We start from the raw sequence: 22,585 nt of genomic DNA, 5'->3' as shown, positions 1-22,585 counted from the left end.
GTTCGATTAAACTTTCGGCATGGATAGTCGGGGAGCGTGGCAGCTGGATGGTGAGGACCTCAAGAGTGAGGTTCTGGATCTGGTGCGTGTCCGGCACGAGTTGCAGTCGCGGTTGGTGTTGTTGATCGTGGAGATGTTTTCCCGTGAGGTTCTCGGTGGGAAGGGTTTTCGGGCGATCGCGCTGTGGTTGCATGGTTCGACGAATTTGGAGATCGGTGAGTGCAGTCTGCTGGTCGGGTTGGCGCGGTTGTTGATGCTCGAACCCGTGGTGGGCGATGCGTTTCATCGTGGTGACGTGGATGCGTTGAAGGCGCGGCAGGTGGCGTCGTTTTGTCAGCATCCACCGAAGAACATGACGCCGGCGGATGTGGACAAGGCTCGCGGGATTCTGTTGGGGTTGGCGTCGCAGAACATTGCCGATTGTGATGCGGTGCGGGCGGCGATTCGGCGGATCGAGAAGCAGTACGGCAAGCGCGAAGACGGGGTTCCGGTGGGTGAGGATTCGGAGCGTAACGAGTTCTACGCGTCGAAGGGCTTGTACGGGCGCGTGTCGGTGAAGGGTGATCTGGATGCGGTGAACGGGGCACGGTTGATCACGTTGTTGTCGAGTCTGTCGGCTCCGACGCCGGAGAAGGACGGTGTCAAAGACACCCGCACTCCGGCACTGCGGCGGGCGGACGGGTTCTGCGAATTGTTGCGCCGGTACGAGCGGGCGGGGTTGGGTCCGATCGAGGGCGGGGTGAAACCGCACATCACGGTGACTGCGTCTGCGAAAGACATGACGGACCTCAAAGCCTTGAAGGATCTACTGCCGTCGACTCAGGAACTGGGTTTCGCATGGACGGATTGGGTAGGTCCGATCAGTATCGATACCGCGCGGATGTTGGCGTGCGACTGCACGGTAACGCGGATCCTCCTGGATGAGAACGGTGTTCCGCTCGACTGCGGCAAAGAAGCAAGGACCGCGACGGTACCCCAGCGGCGGGCGTTGGCGGTTCGTGATGGTGGGTGTGCGTTTCCGGTGTGCGGAACTCCGTCGGGGTGGTGCGATGCTCATCATATTGTTCACTGGAACGATGGTGGCCCAACAGATCTCGATAATCTGGTCTTGTTGTGCGGTCATCATCACCGGACGCTGCATCACACGGAGTGGCGGGTGGAGATCGGGCCCGATCGGAAATCGGTGTTCTATCCGCCGATGTCGATCGATCCGTATCAGCAGCCGATCGGCGGGAACAGCCCACCGACAGCGGCGTGAACCGCGACAACTGACGAATACGCCGGGGCACAACCATGCCCCGGTGCTTGCTCAATCCAGTATTTACTCAAGACAACGTGATGTCGGCAATCAGGCCGTGGTGATCGGATCCCTCGATCTCGATCCGTTCCAAGGATGTCGCCACGGCGCCTTTCGTGATGATGTGGTCGATACCGACCACCGCCGGATACCGCTTGTCGGTCGGATAGGTCGGGATCAGGCCGGAACCCAATTGGTCGGCGGCGCTGGTGTATCCGTTCGTGAGAAGATTCCGGAACTGTTTGTTCGAGTACGACGCGTTGAAGTCGCCGCTCACTATCACGTTGTCCCGTCCGGCGACTTTGTCCATGTAAGACCCAAGCCTTCGCTGCTCGTCCGCCCACACCGAAGGCGGTGAGATGTACGCCGGTGCCGGATGCACGGCGAACAATGTGACTGGCTGCGCCAAGCCGACATTCAGTTCTGCGGACAGCGTTTCGGGTGAGAATCCGTCGAGGCTACGCGGATTGGAGAGTGGAAAGCGACTGTAGATTCCTGCCCCGCCACCACCGTCGGTGTACGGGACGAGGAATTGGTGGCTCAGAACCTCGTCAAGCCCGGCGGCTTTGAGCGCGTCGGCTTCCTGGTACGTCAACTCCTGGACCGTCACCACGTCGACCTCGCGTTCGCGGACCATCGCCACAAGCGACTCCGGATCCGCTGCACCGACCATCAAGTTGGCCTGCATGATTCGAATCGATGGACCGTTCGCAGACGTCGACTCCCCAGTTCCGCCGATGTACAGCGGGCTCACAGACCATCCGAACAACCCAAGGACGAGGATCGAGGCGGCGCACACGATCCACTGACGCCCGATACCCGAGACGACGGCACCGATCAGCGGAGCAATCATCAACAAGGGCGCCACCGACGCCAGAACGATCACGATGTTGTGATCGACGTCCGACTGAGTTGCGATCAAGGCAACCAAACCAGTCACGATGCCGGCCACACCGGCCACGGCCGAAAGGCGGCGAAGAACCAGTCGACGAGGGGTCACGGCATCGGGTTGCATGACGTCCATGGAAGCAGAAGAGCGTCGTAGCTCCGGGAAACTGCAGGTGGAGTCGGTGCGCCCTATTGTTTGCGCCCTATTGTTGCGGATACGGAAGATGGCTGCTGCTGTTCTCACTGACGGAGATCGAGCGGCCGAGTTGGGGGAAGGCGCGTTGAGAGCACGCTGGCCTGTCACAGACTTTGCACCCCGCGCCGATCGGCACGATGGTCGCGGGGTCGTCCGTCTGAATTCCGTGTGAGTAGACCATGCGATCGGCGTAGCCGATGTCGCAACCGAGTCCGACGGCGAAGTTGCGCTCGGGTGCGAGGTACCCGAGTCCGCCGCTGTGGGTAGTGCGCGCCACCCAGAGGTATGTCCGGCCGTCGGGCATCTTCGCGACCTGAGTGAGGATGCGACCTGGGCTCGCGAATGCCTCGTGGATGACCCACAGCGGGCAGCTGCCTCCGACTCTGGAGAAGTGAAAGGCGGTAGCAGACTGACGCTTCGAGATGTTTCCGGCGCGATCGGTTCGGACGAAGAAGAAAGGGATGCCGCGTTGGCCGTGTCGTTGGAGAGTGGACAACCGGTGGCAGACTGTCTCGAAGCCGACCTCGAACTTGAGGCTGAGCAGGTCGATGTCGTACCGCAAGGCCTCAGCGGATTGCAGGAATTGGGTGTACGGGAGTAGCAGTGCGCCGGCAAAGTAGTGTGCGAGTCCGACGCGGGCCAGCGCTGCGGACTCGGCGCTCAATGATTCATCCTCGGCGACAAGGGAATCGATCACGTCGGCCTGCGTGAAGAAGGCCAACTGCATTGCGATCTGGAACGCGCGTTGTCCTGCCGACAGACGACGGGCGAGTGTGAGGACCGACTTGTTCGGATCGTAGTAACGCTTGGGGCCGAGCTTGTCGGGTTCGTCGGTACGGATCGTCACGGTGACGCCGTGCTGATCGCGAAGTAGTCGTGCCAGTTGCAAATCCACTGCGCCCACGGACAATCCGTTGTCCAGGAACATCTGCTCGGCAGCGTCGTCCAGAACGGCGATGTGATTCTTTCGGTCGTAGAAGAAGTCCCGAACTTCCTCGTAGGGCATCGGTACGAGTGACACATCGGACGCTGGTTCGCCGGACAACTGCGTCGAGAACTGGTCCAACTGCTCTGTCGCGGCGTGAAGGCGGCGGTGCAACATCACGAGGGTGCGTCCGACCGCCGGCATGCGGGCCACCAATTCGTCCACCTCGGCCAGAGATACGTCTCCAGATTCCGAAGTTTCGGCCAAGGCGTGATGAACGTCCGCAACCAGGCGTGCGTCGGAATCGGAGGCGAAGAATTGCACGTCGAGATCGAACTCGGCGTTGAGCTTGAGAAGGACGGGCACCGTCAGCGGTCGTTGATCGTTCTCCAGTTGATTGACATAGCTGGGGGAGAGTTCGAGTGCCTTCGCCAGTGCGGACTGTGACAGGTTTCGTTCCTCCCGCAGCCGTCGCAGCCGCGCTCCCGCGTACATCTTCTTCATCGAATCTCCTCGGTGCCGATCGCGTTCACCCTACCGAGAAGCTATTCGCAACATTCGCAACATCGCAGCATTGTCATTGCACAAATAGGCAATTGCGAGGGCCTATCCCGAGGTGAATGAGCTGCGTAGCGTGCAAATAGATACCGAAGAACGTGAGAAGAGGACCGATGAAGACGCATCTCGTACGCACTCACCGCTCTGCCGAAGAGTTCCCCAAGGAAGACCACCTCGCGTGGAAGATCGCGGAAGTTGCGACGGATTCCGTCGACGTCACCGACGCCACATCCGACATGATCGTCAACCGGATCATCGACAACGCGGCAGTTGCCGCAGCTTCCCTGGTGCGCCGTCCCGTGGTGAATGCGCGGGCGCAAGCACAGTCGCATCCGTATACGCCGGGCTCCACCGTGTTCGGTATCCCCGGTACGTTCTCGCCTGAATGGGCCGCCTGGGCCAACGGTGTCGCGGTTCGTGAACTCGATTTCCACGACACGTTCCTCGCCGCCGAGTACTCGCACCCCGGAGACAACATCCCGCCGATCCTCGCCGTCGCTCAGCACACCGGCCGTGACGGTCGAGACCTGATTCGTGGTCTGGCGACCGGCTACGAGATCCAGATCGACCTGGTTCGGGCTATCTGCCTGCACGAGCACAAGATCGACCACGTCGCACACCTCGGTCCCTCGGCTGCGGCAGGTATCGGAACTTTGCTGGGCCTGGGCACCGAGACGGTCTACCAGGCAATCGGCCAGGCGCTTCACCTCACGACGGCGACACGTCAGTCCCGCAAGGGCGAGATCTCCAGTTGGAAGGCGTACGCGCCTGCGCTGGCAGGCAAGGTTGCCGTAGAGGCGGTCGACCGCGCGATGCGCGGTGAGGGCGCACCGTCACCGATCTGGGAAGGCGAAGACGGCGTCATCGCCTGGCTACTCGGTGGCCCGGACAAGGAGTACCACGTTCCGCTACCCGGTTCGGGTGAGGCGAAGCGCGCCATCCTCGACTCGTACACCAAAGAACACTCCGCGGAGTACCAGAGCCAGGCGCCGATCGACCTCGCTCGCCGAATGCGTTCTCGTGTCGGTGATCTCGACCAGATCGCGTCGATCGTCCTGCATACCAGTCACCACACCCACGTCGTCATCGGCACCGGTTCCGGCGATCCGCAGAAGTTCGACCCGACCGCCTCGCGTGAAACCCTCGACCACTCGGTGATGTACATCTTTGCCGTTGCGCTACAGGACGGTACGTGGCACCACGAACATTCCTACGCGTCCGAGCGTGCACAGCGCGCGGACACGATCGAGCTGTGGAACAAGATCTCCACGCGCGAAGATCCCGAATGGACACGGCGTTACCACTCGACGGATCCGGACGAGAAGGCTTTCGGTGCGCGCGCCGAGATCACCTTGAAGAGCGGCGAAGTCATCGTCGACGAGCTTGCGGTGGCCGATGCGCACCCGCTCGGCGCACGTCCGTTCGCTCGCGATCAGTACGTCGCGAAATTCCGCACCCTCGCCGAGGGCGTCATCGAGCCGAGCGAACAGGACCGCTTCCTCGATGCGGCTCAGCGCACCGCCGAATTGAAGGCAGGCGAACTCGATCAGCTGACCTTCACCGTTTCCGAAGACGTTCTCGCTCGGGCTCCCAAGGTCGCCAAGGGACTTTTCTGATGTCGGGCCTCATCGCAGCAGCGACGTCTGCAGCCGACAAGCGGATTGCCTTCCGGGCGGGGCTGACGTCCGGAAAGATTCAACGACTCCCGGGTGCGATCAATCCGCTGACAGCCAGACTGATTCAGGAAATCGGGTTCGAGGGTGTCTACGTTTCAGGTGGTGCGTACTCCGCCGGATTGGCACTTCCCGACATCGGACTGACCACCTTGACCGAGGTCGCCGGCCACAGCAAGCAGATCGCGCGCGTCACGGACCTCCCGACGCTCGTCGACGCCGACACCGGTTTCGGTGAACCTATGAGCGCGGCCCGCACGGTCACGATCTTCGAGGACGACGGAATAGCCGGTCTGCACCTCGAGGATCAGATCAACCCCAAACGCTGCGGGCACCTCGACGGCAAAGCGATTGTGCCCACCGAAGACATGGTTCGCCGTGTTCGTGCTGCAGTGTCGGCGCGTCGTGACCCGAACTTCGTCATCTGCGCGCGCACCGATGCTGCCGGAATCGACGGTATCGACGCGGCGATCGAGCGAGCAAAGGCCTATGTGGATGCCGGTGCCGATCTGATCTTCACCGAAGCTCTTGCCACCGAGGCCGACTTCGAGAAGTTCCGCGCAGCGGTCGACACTCCGCTCCTCGCCAACATGACCGAGTTCGGGAAGTCGAATCTCATTTCGGCGAAGACGTTGGAAGAGATCGGTTTCAACGCCGTCATCTACCCCGTGACCACCCTTCGGCTGGCGATGTTCGCTATCGAAAAGGGTCTGCGCGAGATTTTTGCGGAGGGCACGCAAGAAGGACTGCTCGGCGAAATGCAGCATCGCAGCAGGTTGTACGAGATTCTCGAGTACGAGCGCTACAACGAATTCGACAGTGGCATTTTCAATTTCAGCTTGGAGGGGAGTAGGACATGACCGAACAGATTCCGACGATCTACAAGGGCTTGGCCGGAGTTGTCGTCGATACGACGGCTATCTCCAAGGTAGTGCCCGAGACGAATTCGTTGACGTATCGCGGTTACGCAGTGCAGGACCTTGCCGCGAACTGCAGCTTCGAAGAAGTTGCGCACCTGCTCTGGTACGGCGAACTGCCGACTCCCGAGCAGCTCGAATTACTCTGCCTGCGTGAGCGTGCGGCCCGTCGTGCCGACCGCTCACTGCTCTCACTCCTGACCAAGATGCCGGACAACTGCCACCCCATGGATGTTGTCCGCACGGCGATCAGCTACCTCGGCGCCGAGGATCCGGCGGAGGACGACAACTCGGAGAAGGCCAATCTGGCCAAGGCGCTGCGGATGACGGCTGTGCTGCCGACCATCGTCGCAGCCGATTTCCGCCGCCGGCGCGGTCAGGATCCCATCGCGCCGCAGTCGGACCTGGGTTTCGCCGAAAACTTCTTGAACATGTGCTTCGGTGCTGTTCCGGAGCCGGCGATCGTGAAGGCCTTCGAGGTCTCGCTGATCCTGTACGCGGAGCACTCCTTCAACGCCTCGACGTTCGCCGCTCGTGTTGTGACGTCCACACTTTCGGACATCTACAGCGCAGTGACCGCTGCTATCGGCACGCTCAAGGGCCCGTTGCACGGCGGTGCAAACGAAGCTGTCATGCACGACATGCTCGAGATCGACGACCCCGACCGCGCCGAAGCCTGGATGTCGGAGAAGTTGGCTGCCAAGGAGAAGGTCATGGGCTTCGGTCACCGCGTCTACAAGAACGGTGATTCGCGTGTTCCGACCATGAAGCAGGCCCTCCTCGACGTCGCGGCAGCGACCGACGGCGAGAAGTGGGTGCAGATGTACGAGATCCTCGAGAAGACCATGGTCAGTGCCACCGGAATCAAGCCGAATCTCGATTTCCCTACGGGCCCTGCATATTTCCTCATGGGCTTCGACGTCGAGATGTTCACGCCGATCTTCGTGATGAGCCGCATCACCGGATGGACGGCGCACATCATCGAGCAGGGGCAGTCGAATGCACTGATCAGGCCGCTGAGCCAGTATTCGGGCGTGCCACAGCGCACTGTCGTGGCATGACACTTTTTGCTGTCGTGGCATGACGCCCCTTTGATACTGCGTCGGCGAGGTTCGGTTCTGGCATCACCGTCTCCTGGCCTCGTCGACGCTTCTCCGTTCGCACTATCTGCAACTTTGCATCGAGAATTCGCAAAGATATTCAAGTGCAATGTGTTTCGACTTTTCTCTACCGGAAATAACGTGAGTGTCATGACTGAAACGCACGAAGAAATCTTGATCATCCGTCGTGGCGAGACCCTCGACGTCGTGTTCAACCGGCCGGAAAAGCGCAACGCATTGACCCCGCAGATGTACGACGCCATTGCCGGAGCCTGCCGGCGCGCCGACTCCGACCGCGAGATTCGGTTACTCACTCTCCGAGGTGCTGGGGGAGAGGCGTTCTCGGCGGGCTCCGACATTGGCCACTTTCAAACCTTCTCGAGCTTTCAGGACGGGCTCGACTACGAAAGCCGGTTCGTCGGCGTACTGACCGAACTCGAGAAAGTGAGGGTTCCCACCCTCGCGGTCATCGACGGTGTGTGCGCGGGAGCAGGGCTGTTGCTGTCGGCAGCGTGCGATGTGCGGATCGCGACGCAGGGGTCACGCTTCTGCCTACCGATCGCGCGCACACTCGGAAACTCGTTGTCGATCCATTCCGTGGCGTTGCTGGCGGACAGGATCGGCAGTTCGCGTCTGATGTCGTTGATCGCTCGGGCTGGGGTGATGTCGAGTGGCGAGGCTCTGCGGAGCGGCTTCCTCAGCGACTGTGCAACAGAGTCCGAGTTCGCGACCCTGACGGCCCAGGTATCTCGCGATCTACTTGCCGCCGCCCCGATGACCGTCTGGACTATTCGGGAGTCCCTGCGACGCATCAGAACCCGAGTGATTGCCGACAACGATGATCTGATGAGCATGATCTACAGCAGTGACGACTTCAAAGCCGGCGTCGACGGTTTCCTTCGCGGGGAACGACCGCTCTGGGCCGGCGTGTAGTTCGGCGGTAGAACCACAGGCTTGCGTTGGAGCGCGCTCTAACCCCTAGCGTTGCCGACCATGACAACAAAGACCTGGATCATCACCGGAGTTTCTCAGGGTTTCGGCCGTGAACTCGCACTGTCTGCACTTCGATCGGGCGACGCGGTAGTCGCTGCAGTTCGTCGTCCCGAGTCCGTTGCAGATATTGCGTCGGCGAATCCGGATCGGTTCTCGGCGGTGACGTTCGACGTCAGAGACACCGCAGCGGCTCCGGGCGTCGTCGAATATGCGCTCGAGCGCTTCGGTCGCATCGACGTGCTGGTCAACAATGCCGGTCGTGGGATGGTCGGCGCGGCGGAGATGGTGGACGATTCGACCTTGCGGGATCTGATGGAACTGCACCTGATCGGACCCGCCGCGTTGGTGCGCGCCGTCCTCCCGTCGATGCGAGTGCAGGGCAGCGGGACGATCGTGCAGATGAGCAGTCAAGGCGGCCGTATGTCGTTTCCCGGTGTCGGGGCGTACTCGGCGTCGAAGTTCGCTCTCGAGGGTTGGTCGGAGGCTCTCGCCGGTGAGGTCGCGCAGTTCGGCGTTCGGGTGATGATCGTCGAGCCCAGCCGATTCCGTACAGCATTCAACACGCCTGGCGTTCTGAGCTTCGCCGAATCATCATCGGAATACCGTGATTTGCTGGATCCCGTTCTGCGGGACATGGCGGCCGCAGACGGTGTTCAGGAGGGTGATCCGGAGAAAGCAGCAGAGATCATCACCTCGCTTGTGCACAGCGAGAAAGTGCCATTTCGTCTGCCACTCGGAAAGGAAGCCGTGGAGCGTGTCTCCGCGTCGTATCGGAAGAATCTCGCCGAGGTATGCGTCTGGGCCGACCTGGCTCGCAGCGCCGATTTCGCGGATGCTGCCGGACCCGTCCGTCCGTTCTAGGCTGAGAAGCATGGCTACCGAAGACTTGATGCGTAAGGCACTCGAGGCACTTGGGGAAGTGAACGGGCCCATGTCGATCGAGGTGATTCACCGACTCGTCGATGCAGGGGACGTTCAGGAGCCGATGTCGATCGCCGAAGTCTCGGACCTGCTGGATGTCTCGGCACATACGCTGCGCTACTACGAGAAGATCGGTCTGGTCGAGGTCGATCGTGACTCGAGCGGACATCGTGTGTACGGTCCGGAATCGGTTCGCAGGCTGGTGTTTCTGACCCGCATGCGTATTTCAAGTATGGCGATTCGCGACCTGCAGCACTACGTCGAACTGGTCGACGCCGGTGAAGGGACAGTTCCGGAGAGGCTCGACATGCTGCTCGAGCACCGGGACACCGTTCGTCGGCAGATCAAGGAGCTCACGGTGTCTTTGGCTGCGACGGAGTACAAGATTGCGACGTACGGCGGGCGGACCGGAGAGCAGGAGTGATCCGTTCAGTGGATGTGAGTGGCTGTTTTCGTGACTCGCCCTCTTCTGATTCCGATCGAGACGAACGCGCCAATCAGGGAGACGATGGCGCCCACCCACATCGTCGTCTGCAGCCCATACATGAATGCAGTCTCTGTCGCTGATCGCAGTGTGAGGGAAAGAGCCGGGTCAATTTCTGTCACGACTGGTGTGGTGCCCTGGGCGACGGCGCGAACCGCATCTTCCGAGACTCGATCGACTATGAAGTCGGGAATGACGTTGCCCAGTAGTGTTTCGTGGAACTTTGCTGCGGATGCCGCCGCCATCACGGCTCCGAGCACTGAAGTTCCGAGGATACCGCCAACTTGAAGTGAGGTCTGATGGACGCCCGCGGCAGGTCCGGCGTCTGCGACGTTCGCATTCCCTAGGATCGCTTGGACTGACGCAGTCATCACAAACCCGATTCCCAGGCCCAGTACCACAAACGGAATGGCCAGAGAAAGGTAGCTTCCGTGTGGTTCGATGGTGGTGAACAGTAGGAATCCCACTGCGCTGAGCAACATTCCCATAAACAAGGGCGGACGTGCGCCGTACCGTTTGATGATCCAACCGCAACTGCTCGAAGCGATTACATTCGCGATACTCATCGGGAGGATGTGGAGTCCAGCGGCCATGGGGGAGTCACCGTTGATCTGTTGCAAGAACAAGAGAATGAAGAACAGTGAGCCGACAAGCGCAAAGAAGGAGATGATTGTCAGGATGACTCCGAGTGTGATTGACCGGTCAGCGAATAGCCGAAGCGGCACCAAAGGATCCGATGCGCGTCGCTCCGCTTCTACGAAGGCCAAACCAGTGACGGTTCCACCGACCAGCCACCCGATGACATGCCAATCAGTCCAACCACTTTCGGGGGCTTTTATAAGTCCATAGGTTATGGCGAGGAGTGAACTCGTCAGCAAGATCGAACCCAGGACGTCGAACTTTACAGTCCGTACGACCCGGCCCTTGGGGAGCAGAAACAATCCTGTAGCGAGGGAAATCGCCGCAACGGGGACGTTGATCAAGAAGGCCCATCGCCAGCTGGTGTGCTCGATCAGCAATCCGCCGATCAGGGGGCCGGCGGCGGATGAAGCGCCGATCAGCGATGCGAAGACCGCAAGCGCCTTCGGAAGTGTTGCCTCGGAGAAGAGGGACCGAAGCAACGCCAGAGCGTTGGTGACGATCAGTGCGCCGAAAATTCCCTGGCCGAGTCTCGAGAAGATCACCATTTCTACACTGTGCGCCAGGGCAATTCCCGCTGATGCCAGCCCGAAACCGACGATCCCTGAAAGGAATACAGATCGTCGTCCGAAGCGATCGCCCAACCTTCCCGCGAGAACGAGCGTTGCCGCCATCGCGAGCAGATAGATGTTGGTAATCCATTGCAAACCAGAGAGACTCGCGCCTAGATCGACGACAAGAACCGGATTGGCCACTGCCGTTATCGTGCCGTCGAGCGAAACGATGAGAACGCCGAGTGCGATCGCAGTCATGGCGACCCAGGGATTGGAGTCTCGAGGTGGATCGGTGACTGGGAGTGCGTGGATTTCAGTACTGCCAGTAGATGTCACTGAGGTCTACTACTTTCTGATCGATCGGAGTTCTTCAGAGGTTGATCATGTGGCCGGCGAGGCCGTGGATCGCTTCCTGCAGTGCCTCACTGAGCGTGGGGTGGGTGTGGACGTTGCGTGCCAACTCGTTGACCGTGAGGTCCCACTTCTGGGCCAAGGTCAGCTCGGGCAGCAGTTCCGAAACGTCCGGTCCGATGAGGTGCCCGCCGAGCAGTTCGCCGTACTTCTTGTCGGCGATCAGCTTGACGAAACCGGTCGGGTCACCGAGACCGTGTGCCTTGCCGTTGGCAGCGAACGGGAAGTTCGCGACTTTGACGTCGTAGCCCTCGGCCTTGGCCTGCTCCTCGGTCAAACCGAACGAGGCGACCTGCGGCTGGCAGAACGTCGCACGCGGCATCATCCGGTAGTCACCGAGTGTCTGCGTCTCCGCGCCGCCGATGGTCTCGGCAGCGACGACGGCCTGAGCTTCTGCGACGTGCGCGAGCTGCAGCTTGGCGGTGACGTCACCGATGGCGAAGATGTGCGGGACGTTGGTGCGCATGTAGTCGTCGATCGCGATGGCGCCGCGATCGGTCAACGCGACACCGGTGTTCTCGAGACCGAAGCCCTCCACGCGCGGTGCGAAGCCGACGGACTGCAGAACCTTGTCGACGACCACGGTCTCGATCTCGCCGGACTTGTTGTCCTTGATCGAGACGGTGACCTTGCTGCCGTCGTCGCTGATGGACTGCACCGCGGCACCGGTCTTGATGGTGACGCCGAGCTTCTTGTACTGCTTGGCGATTTCCTTCGAGACGTCGGCGTCCTCGTTGGGCAGTGCCCGATCGAGGAACTCGACGATCGTGACGTCGACGCCGTAGTTCTTGAGGACGTAACCGAACTCCATGCCGATCGCGCCGGCACCGACGATCAGGATCGAACCCGGAAGGTCACGGGTGAGGATCTGCTCTTCGTAGGTCACGACGTTCTCGCTCAGCGAGGTGCCGGGCAGCAGCTTGGTGTACGAACCGGTCGCGATGATCGCGTTGTCGAACGTGATCGTCTCGGTGCCACCCTTGCTCAGCTCCACGCTGATGGTGTTGGCGTCGACGAACGTGCCCTTGCCGTCGTACTCCGGGATCTTGTTCTTCTTCATCAAGAAGTGAATGCCCTTGACTCGCCCGTCCGCGACCTTGCGGCTGCGATCGAAAGCGGAGCCGAAATCGAAGGACACGTCTCCGGACATGCCGAACGTCTTCGCTTCTTTCGTGAAGATGTGCGCGAGTTCGGCGTTACGGAGAAGCGCCTTGGACGGAATGCAGCCGACATTCAGGCATACACCGCCCCAGTACTTCTGCTCGATGATGGCGGTGCTCAGGCCCAGTTGTGCCGCGCGGATAGCAGCGACGTACCCACCGGGGCCGGCTCCGAGGACAACGACGTCATAGTGTGAGGTCACGATAATTCTCAGATAGTCGATTCAGATCAGGTCAGTGCTTCCACAGACTGGGGCTTTCGGCCGTGCGGCATGAGGAGAGTCGCGGCGAGTCCGACTATCGCCAGACCTGCTGCAACGAAATAGACTGTTGTGTAGCCAATTCCAGCGTAAATAGGCGTTCCGTCGGCAACCGTTGCAATGTTCAGGGCGAGGATGGCAAAACCAATCTGTACAGCAACAGCACTGCCGACGGATCCCACCACATTGACCGTCGAGGCTGTGACGGCCTGCAGTCGAACCGGCGCGGCGGCGATCACCAGGTTGGGTATTGCCGCACTGATCAGACCGGCCCCGAATGCATATACCAAGTATCCCAACAGTATCGGCCAGAATTCCTTGTGGGAGAGGGCGAGTGATGCGGAGCCGATCGCCATCAAGGCGAAGCCGATCCAGTTCGGCAGGCGTGCGCCCCGACGTTCTGCGATTATGCCGACAAGCAACCCCATTGCGACGGTGGCCACGCCGGCCGGTGTGGTCAACCGCGCCATGTAGCTTGCGCTTTCCCCCAACCCGTAGGTAACGCCGAGGGCGATGGGTGTCTGAACGATGAAGGACAACAAGACGAATTGGAGAACGATGACGGCCTGGCCGGTAAATTGCGCGACCAGTGTCGTCACGACAGCGCGACCACGCAGCACCGCAATGTCGATCAGTGGGTTCTCGATTCGCTTTTCGTATCGAGCCCATCCGATGAAAATTGCCACCGCGGCGATGGCGCAGAGAAGTGTCTTCCACGACGTCCAGCCCCACGTTCCGCCTTCGCCGATGCAGTACAGGAGGAGTGCGATCGAGAGCCCGAGCATGATCCCACCAACCCAGTCGATGGACGTTTTCACTCGGATCGGGGACTCGGGAACAACGAGCATGACCAAGGCACCCAAGAGCACAGGGAAGAGTGCCAATGCGAAGAACACTCCGCGGAATCCGAAATTGTCGATCAAAACTCCGGCAATGACAGGACCGGTGATCGTGGTGACACCAATTCCAGCGGTTGTCATGCTGACCGCCATCGCCAGCATCCGCTTCGGGAAGATGTCGCGCATCAGCGAGTAGGTTATCGGCACGATTGCAAGACCGAGTCCTTCAACGGTACGACCGACTAGTACTACGGAAAAGGTCGGCGCGATTGCGACGATCAGCGAGCCTGTTGCCATGCAGGCGGTTGCGATCAGAAGCCATTTCTTCTTGCCGTCTCGATCTGCGAGCTTGCCGATCAACGGTGCGCTGATAGCGCCGGAGAGTGTGAACAGTGTTGACACCCAAGCGATGTTCGAGGTCTCGAATGAACCGGCCATGCTGGGGAGTGCAGGCGTCACCAGATTGAACGCGTATGCGACTTCTTCGGACAGAAGGCAGAGGATCAGGAGGATTCCGACCCAGCCGGCGGTTGATCGATTTCCCACGCCTTCTATCGCGAGAGTGGGGTTTTCGGAGGAAGACTCCGATGGAGTCGAGGAAGGATTATCCGTGGATGGAGCGGTCATCGTGGCTCCTGCATCTTTCTGACGGGAAGACGGGGCAGTGAGCGGGACAGTCGGCGCGGCGAGTGTGCAGACCCACTGAAGCATTTTGTGATGTGAGGCACAGTAAAATGGATCGATTGATTCTGTCAAGTGATCCACTAAATTTTTCCCGAGAAAATTGCAAAAGCGCGCACGGAGACGGCGCGTTCTGTGGGTAGGTGGTGGATCCGCAACCCTACCCGGGAAGATCCATCCACAAAGCTAGGTCCGGGTTGGATCCATGAGTGACTCGAGTCCGCCTGCGACAAAATCCGCCAGTGTGTCGAATCGACCGTTGGATAGCGCGCGAGATCCCTCGATGCTTGCGTCCGACCATCGTGCCGCCATCACGATCAGCGTGTTCACGGTGAGTGACCAGTTCAGTTCGATCGCGGTGTCGTCGGCTGAGGGGTAGGCGCGTTCGAGTAGTTTGCGCAGCAACTCTGCTGTGTCGTCCTTGACGGGGAATAGCCGAGGATCGTTGGCGAGGCTGAGTTGGCCACAAATAGTCAGCCACCGAACACCTTTGTCAGGTTCCTGATCGAGGAACTGGCGATACGGCAGTGCCAGGAGATCGACGATCTGCCTCGCTGTCGGAACGGTGTCGGAATCGACCATGTTCTTGGCCAGGCGATGAATGTGCGCGAGCACTTCGGCGCCGGAGTCGAGGAGGACGGCGTCGAGGATCGCGTCCTTGGATCCGAAATGATAGTGCGCGGACGCTGCTCCCAATCCGGCTTCGGCATTGATCGCTCGAATCGAGACGGCCTCGACTCCCTCTGCTGCGAACAGCTTTGCCGCTGAGTCGATCAGAGCACGGCGAGTTGCTGCGCCGTCGCGTGGACTGGATCGTGGCATTTCCGCAACCTTTCGGTTTGTTGACCCCATCATATCGCGATGTCGCGGCCTGATTTCCGGCCTGCTGACCCGGTGATGTCTGAGTAGATCTCAGTCGATTTAGAGAATGCACTTGATTGAATCATTTGATCCACATATGGTGATGTGACAGCAGCCACACGAATGGCAATCGATGCCGGGTTGTCAAAGGCGCGAACCTCGTACTTGCATGTCGGACTGTCAGAAGGAGATCGGAATGGCCACGCACACAAGCGAACAGCTGACCGAAGTAGTGGAACCGGAGTCACTCGACCCACGGTTGGCGATCGACATTTTCACCGTCATGGCCCGTGCGCGTGCGATCGAGGACGCGGTGCAGATTCACATCCGGGACCACGGATTTGCCGGATTTTGGCATCCGGGCAAAGGGCAGGAAGGTGCTGTCGCTGGAGCGGTGGCAGCCATGCGAGACGACGACTATCTGTTCTATCAGGGAAGAGGAGCCACATGGCCGCTTGCCAAAGGGATGGCGATGGGGCCGATCATCGGTGACCTGCTTGGAAAAGTGACAGGTTCTACCGGCGGAAAAGGCGCCGGGGTTCCTCACTGGGCAGATCCGGCGCTCGGAATCATGGGGGAGGGGGCGACGCTCGGATCGGTGTATCCGGTGGCAGCAGGCGCGGCGTTGTCGGCGCAAATGAGAGGCACCGGGCAAGTTGCGCTGGCTGACTTCGGCGACGGAACGGCGGCACGTGGCACCTTCCATGAAACTCTGCTCGAGGCATCGCGGTGGAAACTACCGCTGGTCTACTTCTGTGAGAACAATGGAATCTCGGTAACCACCTCTTTTGAGTCTGTAAGTCCGACAAGCACTATCGCCGAACGGGCGTCTGCATACGGGATTCCGGGAGTTCGCGTCGACGGTCACGACGCCGTCGCTGTCTACCATGCGACACAGACCGCGATCGATCGAGCGCGCGATGGTCATGGGCCGTCGTTGATCGAGGCAGTCGTCACCCGGGTCGGCGGACACTGGGAAGGCGACGCGCAGAAGTATCGCCCGGAAGATTTCTTGTCGACGTACCGAGATCCGTTGGACATCATGCGTTCTCGACTCGATGCTTCACTGGCCGACCAGATCGTCGCCGCAGCACGTGCGGAAGTTGCCGAAGCGCTCGCCGAGGCAGAAGCCGCTCCTTTGCCTGACCCCTCCGTTATCATGAAGGACGTTTTTGCATGACTATCACTGACGACACGTCTGTCAACCGCACGGCTCCGGAAACTACGGTGCAAAGCTACGAGGCCGCACAGGGTGCGGCGATTGCCGAAGAGATGCGCCGTGACCCCTCGGTGTTTCTCATGGGGCAGGACATTGCCTCAGGCGGGTTCTTCGGCGGAACCCGAGGCCTGGTAGAGGAATTCGGCCTGGACAGGATCCGAAACACCGGAATCACCGAAGCATTCATGGTGGGTGCAGCTGCCGGTGCCGCCATGACCGGAATGCGTCCGATCGTTCAGTTGGGGTTTGCAGACTTCAGTTTGATCGCCGGGGACGAGATCTTTCAGAAACTGGGTAAGTGGCGCCATATGCACGGTGGTCAATTCGAACTTCCCGCTGTGATCATCATGCCGATCGGGCCGAGCGGTGGTGCAGGACCAGAACATTCGGGTTCGATGGAGATGCTACCGATGCATTTTCCGGGACTCAAAGCAGTTGTCCCGTCCAATCCTGCCAACGCGAAAGCCCTACTCAAGGCCGCAATCCGGGACCCAAATCCTGTTCTGTACTACCCGAGCAAGCAGCTCAACTTCAAACGGGGTGAGGTATTCACCGATCCCGAGTACGTAATGCCCTTGGGTAAAGCATCGATTCCACGGCGTGGCGACACAGTGACCGTCATCAGCTATGGATGTATGGTGCCTCGCTCGCTCGAAGCAGCACTCGTGCTGGCTGCGGAGGGTATCGAACTCGAGGTCGTCGACCTGCAGACGCTGGTTCCGCTGGACCACGACACGATCATCGCGTCGGTGATGCGGACCGGGCGGGCGATGATCGTTCACGAGGCGCCGAGAACCGCTGGTCCTGGCGCCGAGATCGCTGCGCTCATCCAGGAGCGTTGCTTCTACTGGCTCCACGCTCCGATCGCGCGTCTCGGTTCTGTGGATGCGCCTATTCCGGCGAGTCGGTTCCTCGAAGATCATTGCTTCCCAAGTGTTTCCGACATCATCGAGACGGCCCGTCACCTGGTTCGCGACTAATTACTCGACTACGAGGACATTCACCATGCTCACACTATTCGACGTCCACATGCCCCACATGGGGTCGGTGGAATTCGCGTTGCTCACCGAATGGCTGCTCAAGCCTGGGGACAGGGTCGCCGAGGGCGATCCGCTTTGTGAGGTGTCGACCGACAAGGTCGACACCGAAGTCGACTCGCCAACTTCGGGAATCCTCATCAGCTACGTTGCCGCAGTGGATCAGGAGGTTCCTGTCGGTGACGTCATTGCTCGATTTGCCTCACTCGACGCCGACCCGGTAGCCGTCGCGCAAGCCATTGCCGGTGAAGAGGCAGTCGGTGAAGATGTCGCGCCGGCGGCGCCGACATCGGGTCCGATCGCGGGTCCGTTCCCGATCTCGCCGGATCGGGCTCTCGAGAGCGCGGCCCCGACAGTCGCCGCCGAGGGTTCTCGCCCACCCAACGATTCACTGGTGTTGGCTGCGTCGTGGTTCTCTCCGGTCAATCGTCCGCCCGAAGGAAGTCGACGCCTCCGCCTCGATTCGGGCTCGACTGATATGTCGCTGGAGAGCAAGAGCGAATTCTTGCCGGGAGCCAGGGATCGAGTACCGGAAGATGCTGACACCGTGGCGATTCCCGCCGGATACGAGGCGGTGACCTACACGGCTATCGAACACACTCGCCTGCGTAGGGCAATCGCCAAGAATCTGACAGAATCGTGGAATACGGCTCCTCAATTGACGGCGCAGGTTGATGTCGATTTCACTGCGGTCTCAGTAGCCCGAGCGAAGATCAACCGTGAGAGATCAGCTCGAGGTGAAGGGAAACTCAGTTTCCTTCCCTTTGTCGGTCACGCACTGTGCCGGGCGCTCGCAGACCACCCGGATGCCAATGCCACGTTCACGGACAAGCACCTCGTGCGATGGAACACTGTCAACCTGGGAATTGCCGTGGACACTCCGGACGGACTGATCGTCCCCGTCATACGTGATGCGCAGAATCTCGAACTGGAGGCACTGTCGGACGCAATAGTCGCGACCAGTAGTGCGATACTCTCGGGTTCCGCGCAGCCGGAGGATCTTTCGGGCGGAACAATTACGATCAGCAACTCGGGAAGTGTCGGCGGCGTGGTCTCGACTCCGATCCTGACTCGTCCGCAAGTTGCCTCGATCGGTCTCCCAGCCATCGTGCGTACCCCCGTCGCGCGAAAGAGCGTCGACGGTGAATCCGAGCTCCTCACCATCAGGCCCATTGCACGACTCGGATTGACCTTCGACCACAGGGCATTCGACGGCGCCGAAGCCTTGCGCACGCTGATGTCCGTACAGAAGTATCTCGAACAATGGCCGACAAAATCGTAGGCACTTCTCGACGTGAGGACATCAGATGAGGGCAGCAGTGCTTCGAGGTGGAGACGTCATACTTGCCGACATTCCGGAGCCGTCACCGGGACCGAATCAGCTTCTGGTGGAGCCGATAGCTACCGGGATCTGCGGCAGTGATCTTTCGGCCTGGCAGCACACCGATGATTTCCTGGCTGCGCATCGTGAGGCGGACGTGCCGGGAGCGCTGTTCGATCCGGCGCACGATGTTGTATTCGGACACGAGTTCACTGCAACGGTGACCGAGTTGGGAACCGGAGTGGTCGACTACGCAGTCGGTGACCGTCTGGTGGTTCTGCCGTGGGTCGTTGACGACGATGGATTGACTCATACAGTCGGATACTGCAATTCGAAGCCGGGAGGGCTGGCTGAAAGGGTTGTTATCCAGGCTGGAGGGCACCTGCACATCCCTCCGGACGTGGATCCGGTTACCGCTGCAGCGACCGAACCTCTCGCTACTGGTGTTAACGCCGTGCTGCGTTCACGAATCGTTGCCGGCGCCGCCGCAGTGGTGACCGGTTGCGGGCCTGTGGGACTCGGCGCAGTCATCGAATTGGCGCAACGTGGCGTTCACCCCATCGTCGTATCCGACCCTTCGGAACTTCGACGAACTGTGGCTTTGGCGTACGGGGCCGATGTGGCAGTCGATCCGAGGCACTCGGATCCACTGAGCACACTTGCAGGAATGATTCCGGCAGATACCGAAGTATTTGTCGTCGAAGCATCCGGAGCGCGGAATCTACTGGGTTCCTTGATGTCTGTCGTTCCACCGTTCACACGCATTGTGATTGTCGGATCGGCAATGGAGCACGAGTCGATTCGACCCGTAATCGGGATTCTCAAGAATGTGAGTTTGGAATTCGTGGGTGGTCCGGGGCGTGGAGAACATACGTACCAAGCGTTTTCCCGAACTTTCGAACATATCGTGGAGCGTCGTTTCGATCCGGGATTGATGGTCACGGGCTTTGCCGGGCTGGATGCGGTGAGTGAGGTGTTCTCTGCGCTGCGCCCGGCCGCGGGTGACGAGATAGAGCACGTGAAGGTTTTGGTTCGGCCCGACCTGCCCGCCGGTGCGGGTGTGGTGCGTTGTGGCGTCGAGTAACGGACTATGGGATGAGGACGTTGTAATGAATGAGGTTGAATCAATAGCGGAGAGCGAGCAGTTCAACGCCGACTTGGTTCGGTCCAGGTTGGTCGAGATGGGCGAGTTGGGTACGGGCGAGGAACTGACTGTGCGACTATTGGCAGGCGGTCGATCCAACCTGACGTTCGAGTTGGCGAGTAAGTCGAGAAGATGGATTCTGCGTCGTCCGCCGATCGGTCACCGTCTGGAGACTGCTCACGACATGGGTCGGGAAGTGACCGTTCAGCGAGCCCTCGCGGAAAGTGCTGTCCCGGTTCCGCGGATCGTGTTCTCCGAGGAGTTCGACGCGACATCGGGTGGAAGTTTCTACGTCATGGACAAGATCGAAGGTCAGGTGTTGCGAACCGATGACGACTTCGCTTCCGTGGACGAGGGCAATCGCTCCGAGTTGGCGCATCGCTACGTCGATTGCCTGGCTGCACTGCACACGCAAGACTTTCGTAGCCTGGGTTTGTCTGGTTTCGGTAGGCCGGAGGGTTACCTCGAGCGCCAGGTACGGCGATGGAGCAAGCAGTTGGCGTCGTCGAAGTCCCGCGATCTTCCGATGTTGGAAAAACTGGGGGCGCGGGTCGCGTCGTCGATTCCGGGGCAGTCTGCAACCTCGATCGTTCACGGCGACTTTCGATTCGACAACATGATTGTTCGGTTAGGTGCCCCGTCGGACATTGTCGGAGTGCTGGATTGGGAGATGTCAACACTGGGTGATCCGTTGACAGACTTGGGTTTAGTCCATCTGTTCTGGTCGGGATGGGCGGGTATCGATAATCCGATTGCCGGGACGCCCTCTGCGCATGAGGGTTTCCCCTCGTTCGACGACCTTGTCGAAAGATATTCCCTAGGTACCGGGTTCGATACCGATGCGCTGCAGTGGTATTCGAGCTTCGCATTCTACAAGATGGCAGTGATTCTGGAAGGCATCCATCTTCGCTTCGTCAATGGGGAAACAGTCGGCGACGGTTTCGAGGACATCGGCTCGATGGTCGTTCCTTTGGCAGAGCGCGGGCTCTCGGCACTTGCGTAGCCGAAAATTGTTGTGAAACAGTAATTTCTGATCTCGGTCGTACTCGGCCCACGAAGGGTGAAGGTGTGTGACATGGACTTCGAGTTCGACGCGAAGACTATTGATTTGAAGGAACTCGCGTCGGCATTCATGGACGAGTTCGTTTTTCCTAAAGAGCATTTCTTCCACGACAACCCGGAAGCTGGGGATCGGCAGTGGGAGCGTCCGGCGGTGATGGCGGAGCTGAAGGAACACGCGAAGGCGCGGGGGTTGTGGAATTTGTTTCTTCCGCACGATCCGCGTGGTGCGGGACTGTCGAATCTGCAGTACGCACCGTTGGCCGAGGTAACGGGTTGGAGTCCTGAGGTTGCGCCGGAAGCGTTCAACTGCAACCCGCCCGATACCGGGAACATGGAGTTGCTGACGCTGTTCGGGACTGAGGCGCAGAAACATCGGTGGCTCGATCCGTTGTTGAACGGTGACATCAGGTCGGCGTATTGCATGACGGAGCCAGATGTGTCGTCGTCTGATCCCGCGAACTTGACCTGCTCAATCACTGATGAGGGTGATTGTTGGAGGATCAATGGACGTAAGTGGTGGTCGACCGGCGCGATGAGCAGCGATTGTGCGTTGTTGATCGTGATGGGGGTGTCAGATCCTGATGCGGATCCGCGGTCGCGCCACAGTTTGGTTCTGATTCCGCGTGAGACTCCCGGCGTGCGTATTGTCCGGGGGCTGAAGATGTTCGGCTTCACTCACGGTGCCCATGGCGGTCACGCGGAGGTGCATTTCGAGGACGTGCTTGTTCCCAAGGACCACATGCTCGGCGAGCGTGGTCGGGGGCAAGCGTTGGCGCAGGCCAGGCTTGGTCCGGGGCGCATTCATCACTGCATGCGCATGATCGGGATGGCAGAGCGTGCGATCGAGTTGATGTGCCGCCGGGCGAACGAGCGTGAGGCCTTTGGTAGGTCTTTGGCGGATCAGGGGATCATTCAGCATTGGATTGCGCAGTCCCGTGTGAAGATCGATCAGTTGCGGTTGTTCGTTCTGCGGACTGCGTGGTTGATCGACACAGTTGGGGCGCGTGAGGCGCGTACGGAAATTTCGGCTATCAAGGTGGCTGCCCCGGATGCTGTGGGTTGGGTGATCGACAAGGCAATTCAAGTGCACGGCGCCGGCGGAATGACGCAAGACTATCCGCTGGCGATGTTGTGGGCGCAGGCTCGGACCATGCGTTTCATCGACGGCGCTGACGAGGTTCATCGGATGGTTGTCGCGTCACGAGAATTGCGCCTTCATCGATAGCGGTCCGGGTTTCACGAATGACGAATCGATGCCGAATGGGGATAACTGGTGGGAATGCAACTCCCATTCGATATCGGTGAGATTCGACGGCGTCTGATCGACTGTGGCGAGTTGGATCGGTACTCGCGATTCAGTGCTAACAAGGTTTCCAGTTCGCCGCCGGGTCAGGCCTACTCCTTGACCAGCGGTGAAGGAGCATGGATCTTGCGCTGTTCGTCGA

At 60.0% G+C, this 22,585-nt stretch carries 19 protein-coding genes; 13 read left to right on the top strand and 6 right to left on the bottom strand.

Features of this window, described 5'->3' with window-relative positions; genetic code table 11:
* Positions 1-19: 19 nt before the first annotated feature.
* Positions 20-1,258 (top strand): HNH endonuclease signature motif containing protein, encoded by a 1,239-nt coding sequence (locus G9U53_RS16325; RefSeq protein WP_165638918.1) that lies wholly within the window; start codon positions 20-22, stop codon positions 1,256-1,258.
* Positions 1,259-1,325: 67 nt separating this feature from the next.
* On the opposite strand, the gene G9U53_RS16320 is transcribed toward G9U53_RS16325, so the two are convergent.
* Both G9U53_RS16320 and G9U53_RS16315 read right to left on the bottom strand, forming a co-directional pair.
* Positions 1,326-2,321 carry an endonuclease/exonuclease/phosphatase family protein gene (locus tag G9U53_RS16320; protein ID WP_064074311.1) on the bottom strand — a complete coding sequence of 332 codons (996 nt, stop codon included), beginning with the start codon at positions 2,319-2,321 and terminating at the stop codon, positions 1,326-1,328.
* 67 nt (positions 2,322-2,388) lie between these two features.
* Positions 2,389-3,810, bottom strand: a complete 1,422-nt coding sequence (locus G9U53_RS16315) for a short-chain fatty acyl-CoA regulator family protein (RefSeq protein ID WP_003939891.1) — start codon at positions 3,808-3,810, stop codon at positions 2,389-2,391.
* A 167-nt stretch (positions 3,811-3,977) separates the two neighbouring features.
* On the opposite strand from G9U53_RS16315, the gene prpD reads away from it, so the two are divergent.
* The 6 genes from prpD to G9U53_RS16285 all read left to right on the top strand — a co-directional run bounded on the left by prpD (position 3,978) and on the right by G9U53_RS16285 (position 9,892).
* Positions 3,978-5,480 carry a 2-methylcitrate dehydratase PrpD gene (gene prpD / locus G9U53_RS16310; protein ID WP_003939787.1) on the top strand — a complete coding sequence of 501 codons (1,503 nt, stop codon included), beginning with the start codon at positions 3,978-3,980 and terminating at the stop codon, positions 5,478-5,480.
* Positions 5,480-6,397 (top strand): methylisocitrate lyase, encoded by a 918-nt coding sequence (gene prpB, locus G9U53_RS16305; RefSeq protein ID WP_042448311.1) that lies wholly within the window; start codon positions 5,480-5,482, stop codon positions 6,395-6,397. The genes prpD and prpB overlap by 1 nt, the downstream gene beginning before the upstream one ends.
* The gene (locus tag G9U53_RS16300; RefSeq protein ID WP_020909098.1) at positions 6,394-7,515 is read left to right on the top strand and encodes a bifunctional 2-methylcitrate synthase/citrate synthase; all 1,122 of its coding nucleotides are present in this window, start codon (positions 6,394-6,396) and stop codon (positions 7,513-7,515) included. Before prpB ends, G9U53_RS16300 begins: the two co-directional genes overlap by 4 nt.
* A 189-nt stretch (positions 7,516-7,704) precedes the next feature.
* A complete protein-coding gene (locus G9U53_RS16295; protein WP_042925048.1) occupies positions 7,705-8,487 on the top strand; it encodes an enoyl-CoA hydratase in 783 nt (260 codons plus the stop codon).
* A 60-nt stretch (positions 8,488-8,547) separates the two neighbouring features.
* A complete protein-coding gene (locus G9U53_RS16290; RefSeq protein WP_165638917.1) occupies positions 8,548-9,408 on the top strand; it encodes an SDR family NAD(P)-dependent oxidoreductase in 861 nt (286 codons plus the stop codon).
* Positions 9,409-9,418: 10 nt separating this feature from the next.
* On the top strand, positions 9,419-9,892 hold the full coding sequence (locus G9U53_RS16285) for a MerR family transcriptional regulator (RefSeq protein ID WP_165638916.1): 474 nt from the start codon (positions 9,419-9,421) through the stop codon (positions 9,890-9,892).
* 5 nt (positions 9,893-9,897) lie between these two features.
* Here the strand turns inward: G9U53_RS16285 and G9U53_RS16280 are convergent, their stop codons facing one another.
* From G9U53_RS16280 to G9U53_RS16265, 4 genes are all read right to left on the bottom strand, one after another.
* A complete protein-coding gene (locus G9U53_RS16280) occupies positions 9,898-11,403 on the bottom strand; it encodes an MFS transporter (protein WP_037127420.1) in 1,506 nt (501 codons plus the stop codon).
* Positions 11,404-11,515: 112 nt separating this feature from the next.
* On the bottom strand, positions 11,516-12,919 hold the full coding sequence (lpdA, locus tag G9U53_RS16275; RefSeq protein ID WP_047269781.1) for a dihydrolipoyl dehydrogenase: 1,404 nt from the start codon (positions 12,917-12,919) through the stop codon (positions 11,516-11,518).
* A 26-nt stretch (positions 12,920-12,945) separates the two neighbouring features.
* Positions 12,946-14,442 (bottom strand): MFS transporter, encoded by a 1,497-nt coding sequence (locus tag G9U53_RS16270; protein ID WP_230587729.1) that lies wholly within the window; start codon positions 14,440-14,442, stop codon positions 12,946-12,948.
* A 240-nt stretch (positions 14,443-14,682) separates the two neighbouring features.
* A complete protein-coding gene (locus G9U53_RS16265; protein WP_037127430.1) occupies positions 14,683-15,318 on the bottom strand; it encodes a TetR/AcrR family transcriptional regulator in 636 nt (211 codons plus the stop codon).
* 235 nt (positions 15,319-15,553) lie between these two features.
* Here G9U53_RS16265 and G9U53_RS16260 point away from each other — a divergent pair, with 235 nt between their 5' ends.
* The 6 genes from G9U53_RS16260 to G9U53_RS16235 all read left to right on the top strand — a co-directional run bounded on the left by G9U53_RS16260 (position 15,554) and on the right by G9U53_RS16235 (position 22,365).
* The gene (locus G9U53_RS16260) at positions 15,554-16,537 is read left to right on the top strand and encodes a thiamine pyrophosphate-dependent dehydrogenase E1 component subunit alpha (protein ID WP_030538053.1); all 984 of its coding nucleotides are present in this window, start codon (positions 15,554-15,556) and stop codon (positions 16,535-16,537) included.
* Positions 16,534-17,556 (top strand): transketolase C-terminal domain-containing protein, encoded by a 1,023-nt coding sequence (locus tag G9U53_RS16255; RefSeq protein ID WP_007735418.1) that lies wholly within the window; start codon positions 16,534-16,536, stop codon positions 17,554-17,556. The genes G9U53_RS16260 and G9U53_RS16255 overlap by 4 nt, the downstream gene beginning before the upstream one ends.
* 25 nt (positions 17,557-17,581) lie before the next feature.
* Positions 17,582-18,895 carry a dihydrolipoamide acetyltransferase family protein gene (locus G9U53_RS16250; protein WP_165638915.1) on the top strand — a complete coding sequence of 438 codons (1,314 nt, stop codon included), beginning with the start codon at positions 17,582-17,584 and terminating at the stop codon, positions 18,893-18,895.
* A 25-nt stretch (positions 18,896-18,920) separates the two neighbouring features.
* On the top strand, positions 18,921-20,018 hold the full coding sequence (locus tag G9U53_RS16245) for an alcohol dehydrogenase catalytic domain-containing protein (protein ID WP_165638914.1): 1,098 nt from the start codon (positions 18,921-18,923) through the stop codon (positions 20,016-20,018).
* A 25-nt stretch (positions 20,019-20,043) separates the two neighbouring features.
* Positions 20,044-21,081, top strand: a complete 1,038-nt coding sequence (locus G9U53_RS16240) for a phosphotransferase family protein (RefSeq protein WP_030538055.1) — start codon at positions 20,044-20,046, stop codon at positions 21,079-21,081.
* 72 nt (positions 21,082-21,153) lie between these two features.
* On the top strand, positions 21,154-22,365 hold the full coding sequence (locus tag G9U53_RS16235; RefSeq protein WP_165638913.1) for an acyl-CoA dehydrogenase family protein: 1,212 nt from the start codon (positions 21,154-21,156) through the stop codon (positions 22,363-22,365).
* Positions 22,366-22,585: the final 220 nt, after the last annotated feature.

Source organism: Rhodococcus sp. D-46, assembly GCF_011290655.1.
GTDB lineage: Bacteria > Actinomycetota > Actinomycetes > Mycobacteriales > Mycobacteriaceae > Rhodococcus_F > Rhodococcus_F qingshengii.
The sequence above is the reverse complement of the archived record's forward strand: the minus strand, read 5'-3'. Positions and strand labels throughout refer to the sequence as shown.

Excerpts from the sequence above, each read along its gene's own strand:
- G9U53_RS16325 (WP_165638918.1), top strand. The coding sequence starts at position 20 with ATGGATAGTCGGGGAGCGTGGCAGCTGGATGGTGAGGACCTCAAGAGT.
- G9U53_RS16320 (WP_064074311.1), bottom strand. The coding sequence starts at position 2,321 with ATGGACGTCATGCAACCCGATGCCGTGACCCCTCGTCGACTGGTTCTT.
- G9U53_RS16315 (WP_003939891.1), bottom strand. The coding sequence starts at position 3,810 with ATGAAGAAGATGTACGCGGGAGCGCGGCTGCGACGGCTGCGGGAGGAA.
- prpD (WP_003939787.1), top strand. The coding sequence starts at position 3,978 with ATGAAGACGCATCTCGTACGCACTCACCGCTCTGCCGAAGAGTTCCCC.
- prpB (WP_042448311.1), top strand. The coding sequence starts at position 5,480 with ATGTCGGGCCTCATCGCAGCAGCGACGTCTGCAGCCGACAAGCGGATT.
- G9U53_RS16300 (WP_020909098.1), top strand. The coding sequence starts at position 6,394 with ATGACCGAACAGATTCCGACGATCTACAAGGGCTTGGCCGGAGTTGTC.
- G9U53_RS16295 (WP_042925048.1), top strand. The coding sequence starts at position 7,705 with ATGACTGAAACGCACGAAGAAATCTTGATCATCCGTCGTGGCGAGACC.
- G9U53_RS16290 (WP_165638917.1), top strand. The coding sequence starts at position 8,548 with ATGACAACAAAGACCTGGATCATCACCGGAGTTTCTCAGGGTTTCGGC.
- G9U53_RS16285 (WP_165638916.1), top strand. The coding sequence starts at position 9,419 with ATGGCTACCGAAGACTTGATGCGTAAGGCACTCGAGGCACTTGGGGAA.
- G9U53_RS16280 (WP_037127420.1), bottom strand. The coding sequence starts at position 11,403 with ATGACTGCGATCGCACTCGGCGTTCTCATCGTTTCGCTCGACGGCACG.
- G9U53_RS16270 (WP_230587729.1), bottom strand. The coding sequence starts at position 14,442 with ATGACCGCTCCATCCACGGATAATCCTTCCTCGACTCCATCGGAGTCT.
- G9U53_RS16265 (WP_037127430.1), bottom strand. The coding sequence starts at position 15,318 with ATGCCACGATCCAGTCCACGCGACGGCGCAGCAACTCGCCGTGCTCTG.
- G9U53_RS16260 (WP_030538053.1), top strand. The coding sequence starts at position 15,554 with ATGGCCACGCACACAAGCGAACAGCTGACCGAAGTAGTGGAACCGGAG.
- G9U53_RS16255 (WP_007735418.1), top strand. The coding sequence starts at position 16,534 with ATGACTATCACTGACGACACGTCTGTCAACCGCACGGCTCCGGAAACT.
- G9U53_RS16250 (WP_165638915.1), top strand. The coding sequence starts at position 17,582 with ATGCTCACACTATTCGACGTCCACATGCCCCACATGGGGTCGGTGGAA.
- G9U53_RS16245 (WP_165638914.1), top strand. The coding sequence starts at position 18,921 with ATGAGGGCAGCAGTGCTTCGAGGTGGAGACGTCATACTTGCCGACATT.
- G9U53_RS16240 (WP_030538055.1), top strand. The coding sequence starts at position 20,044 with ATGAATGAGGTTGAATCAATAGCGGAGAGCGAGCAGTTCAACGCCGAC.
- G9U53_RS16235 (WP_165638913.1), top strand. The coding sequence starts at position 21,154 with ATGGACTTCGAGTTCGACGCGAAGACTATTGATTTGAAGGAACTCGCG.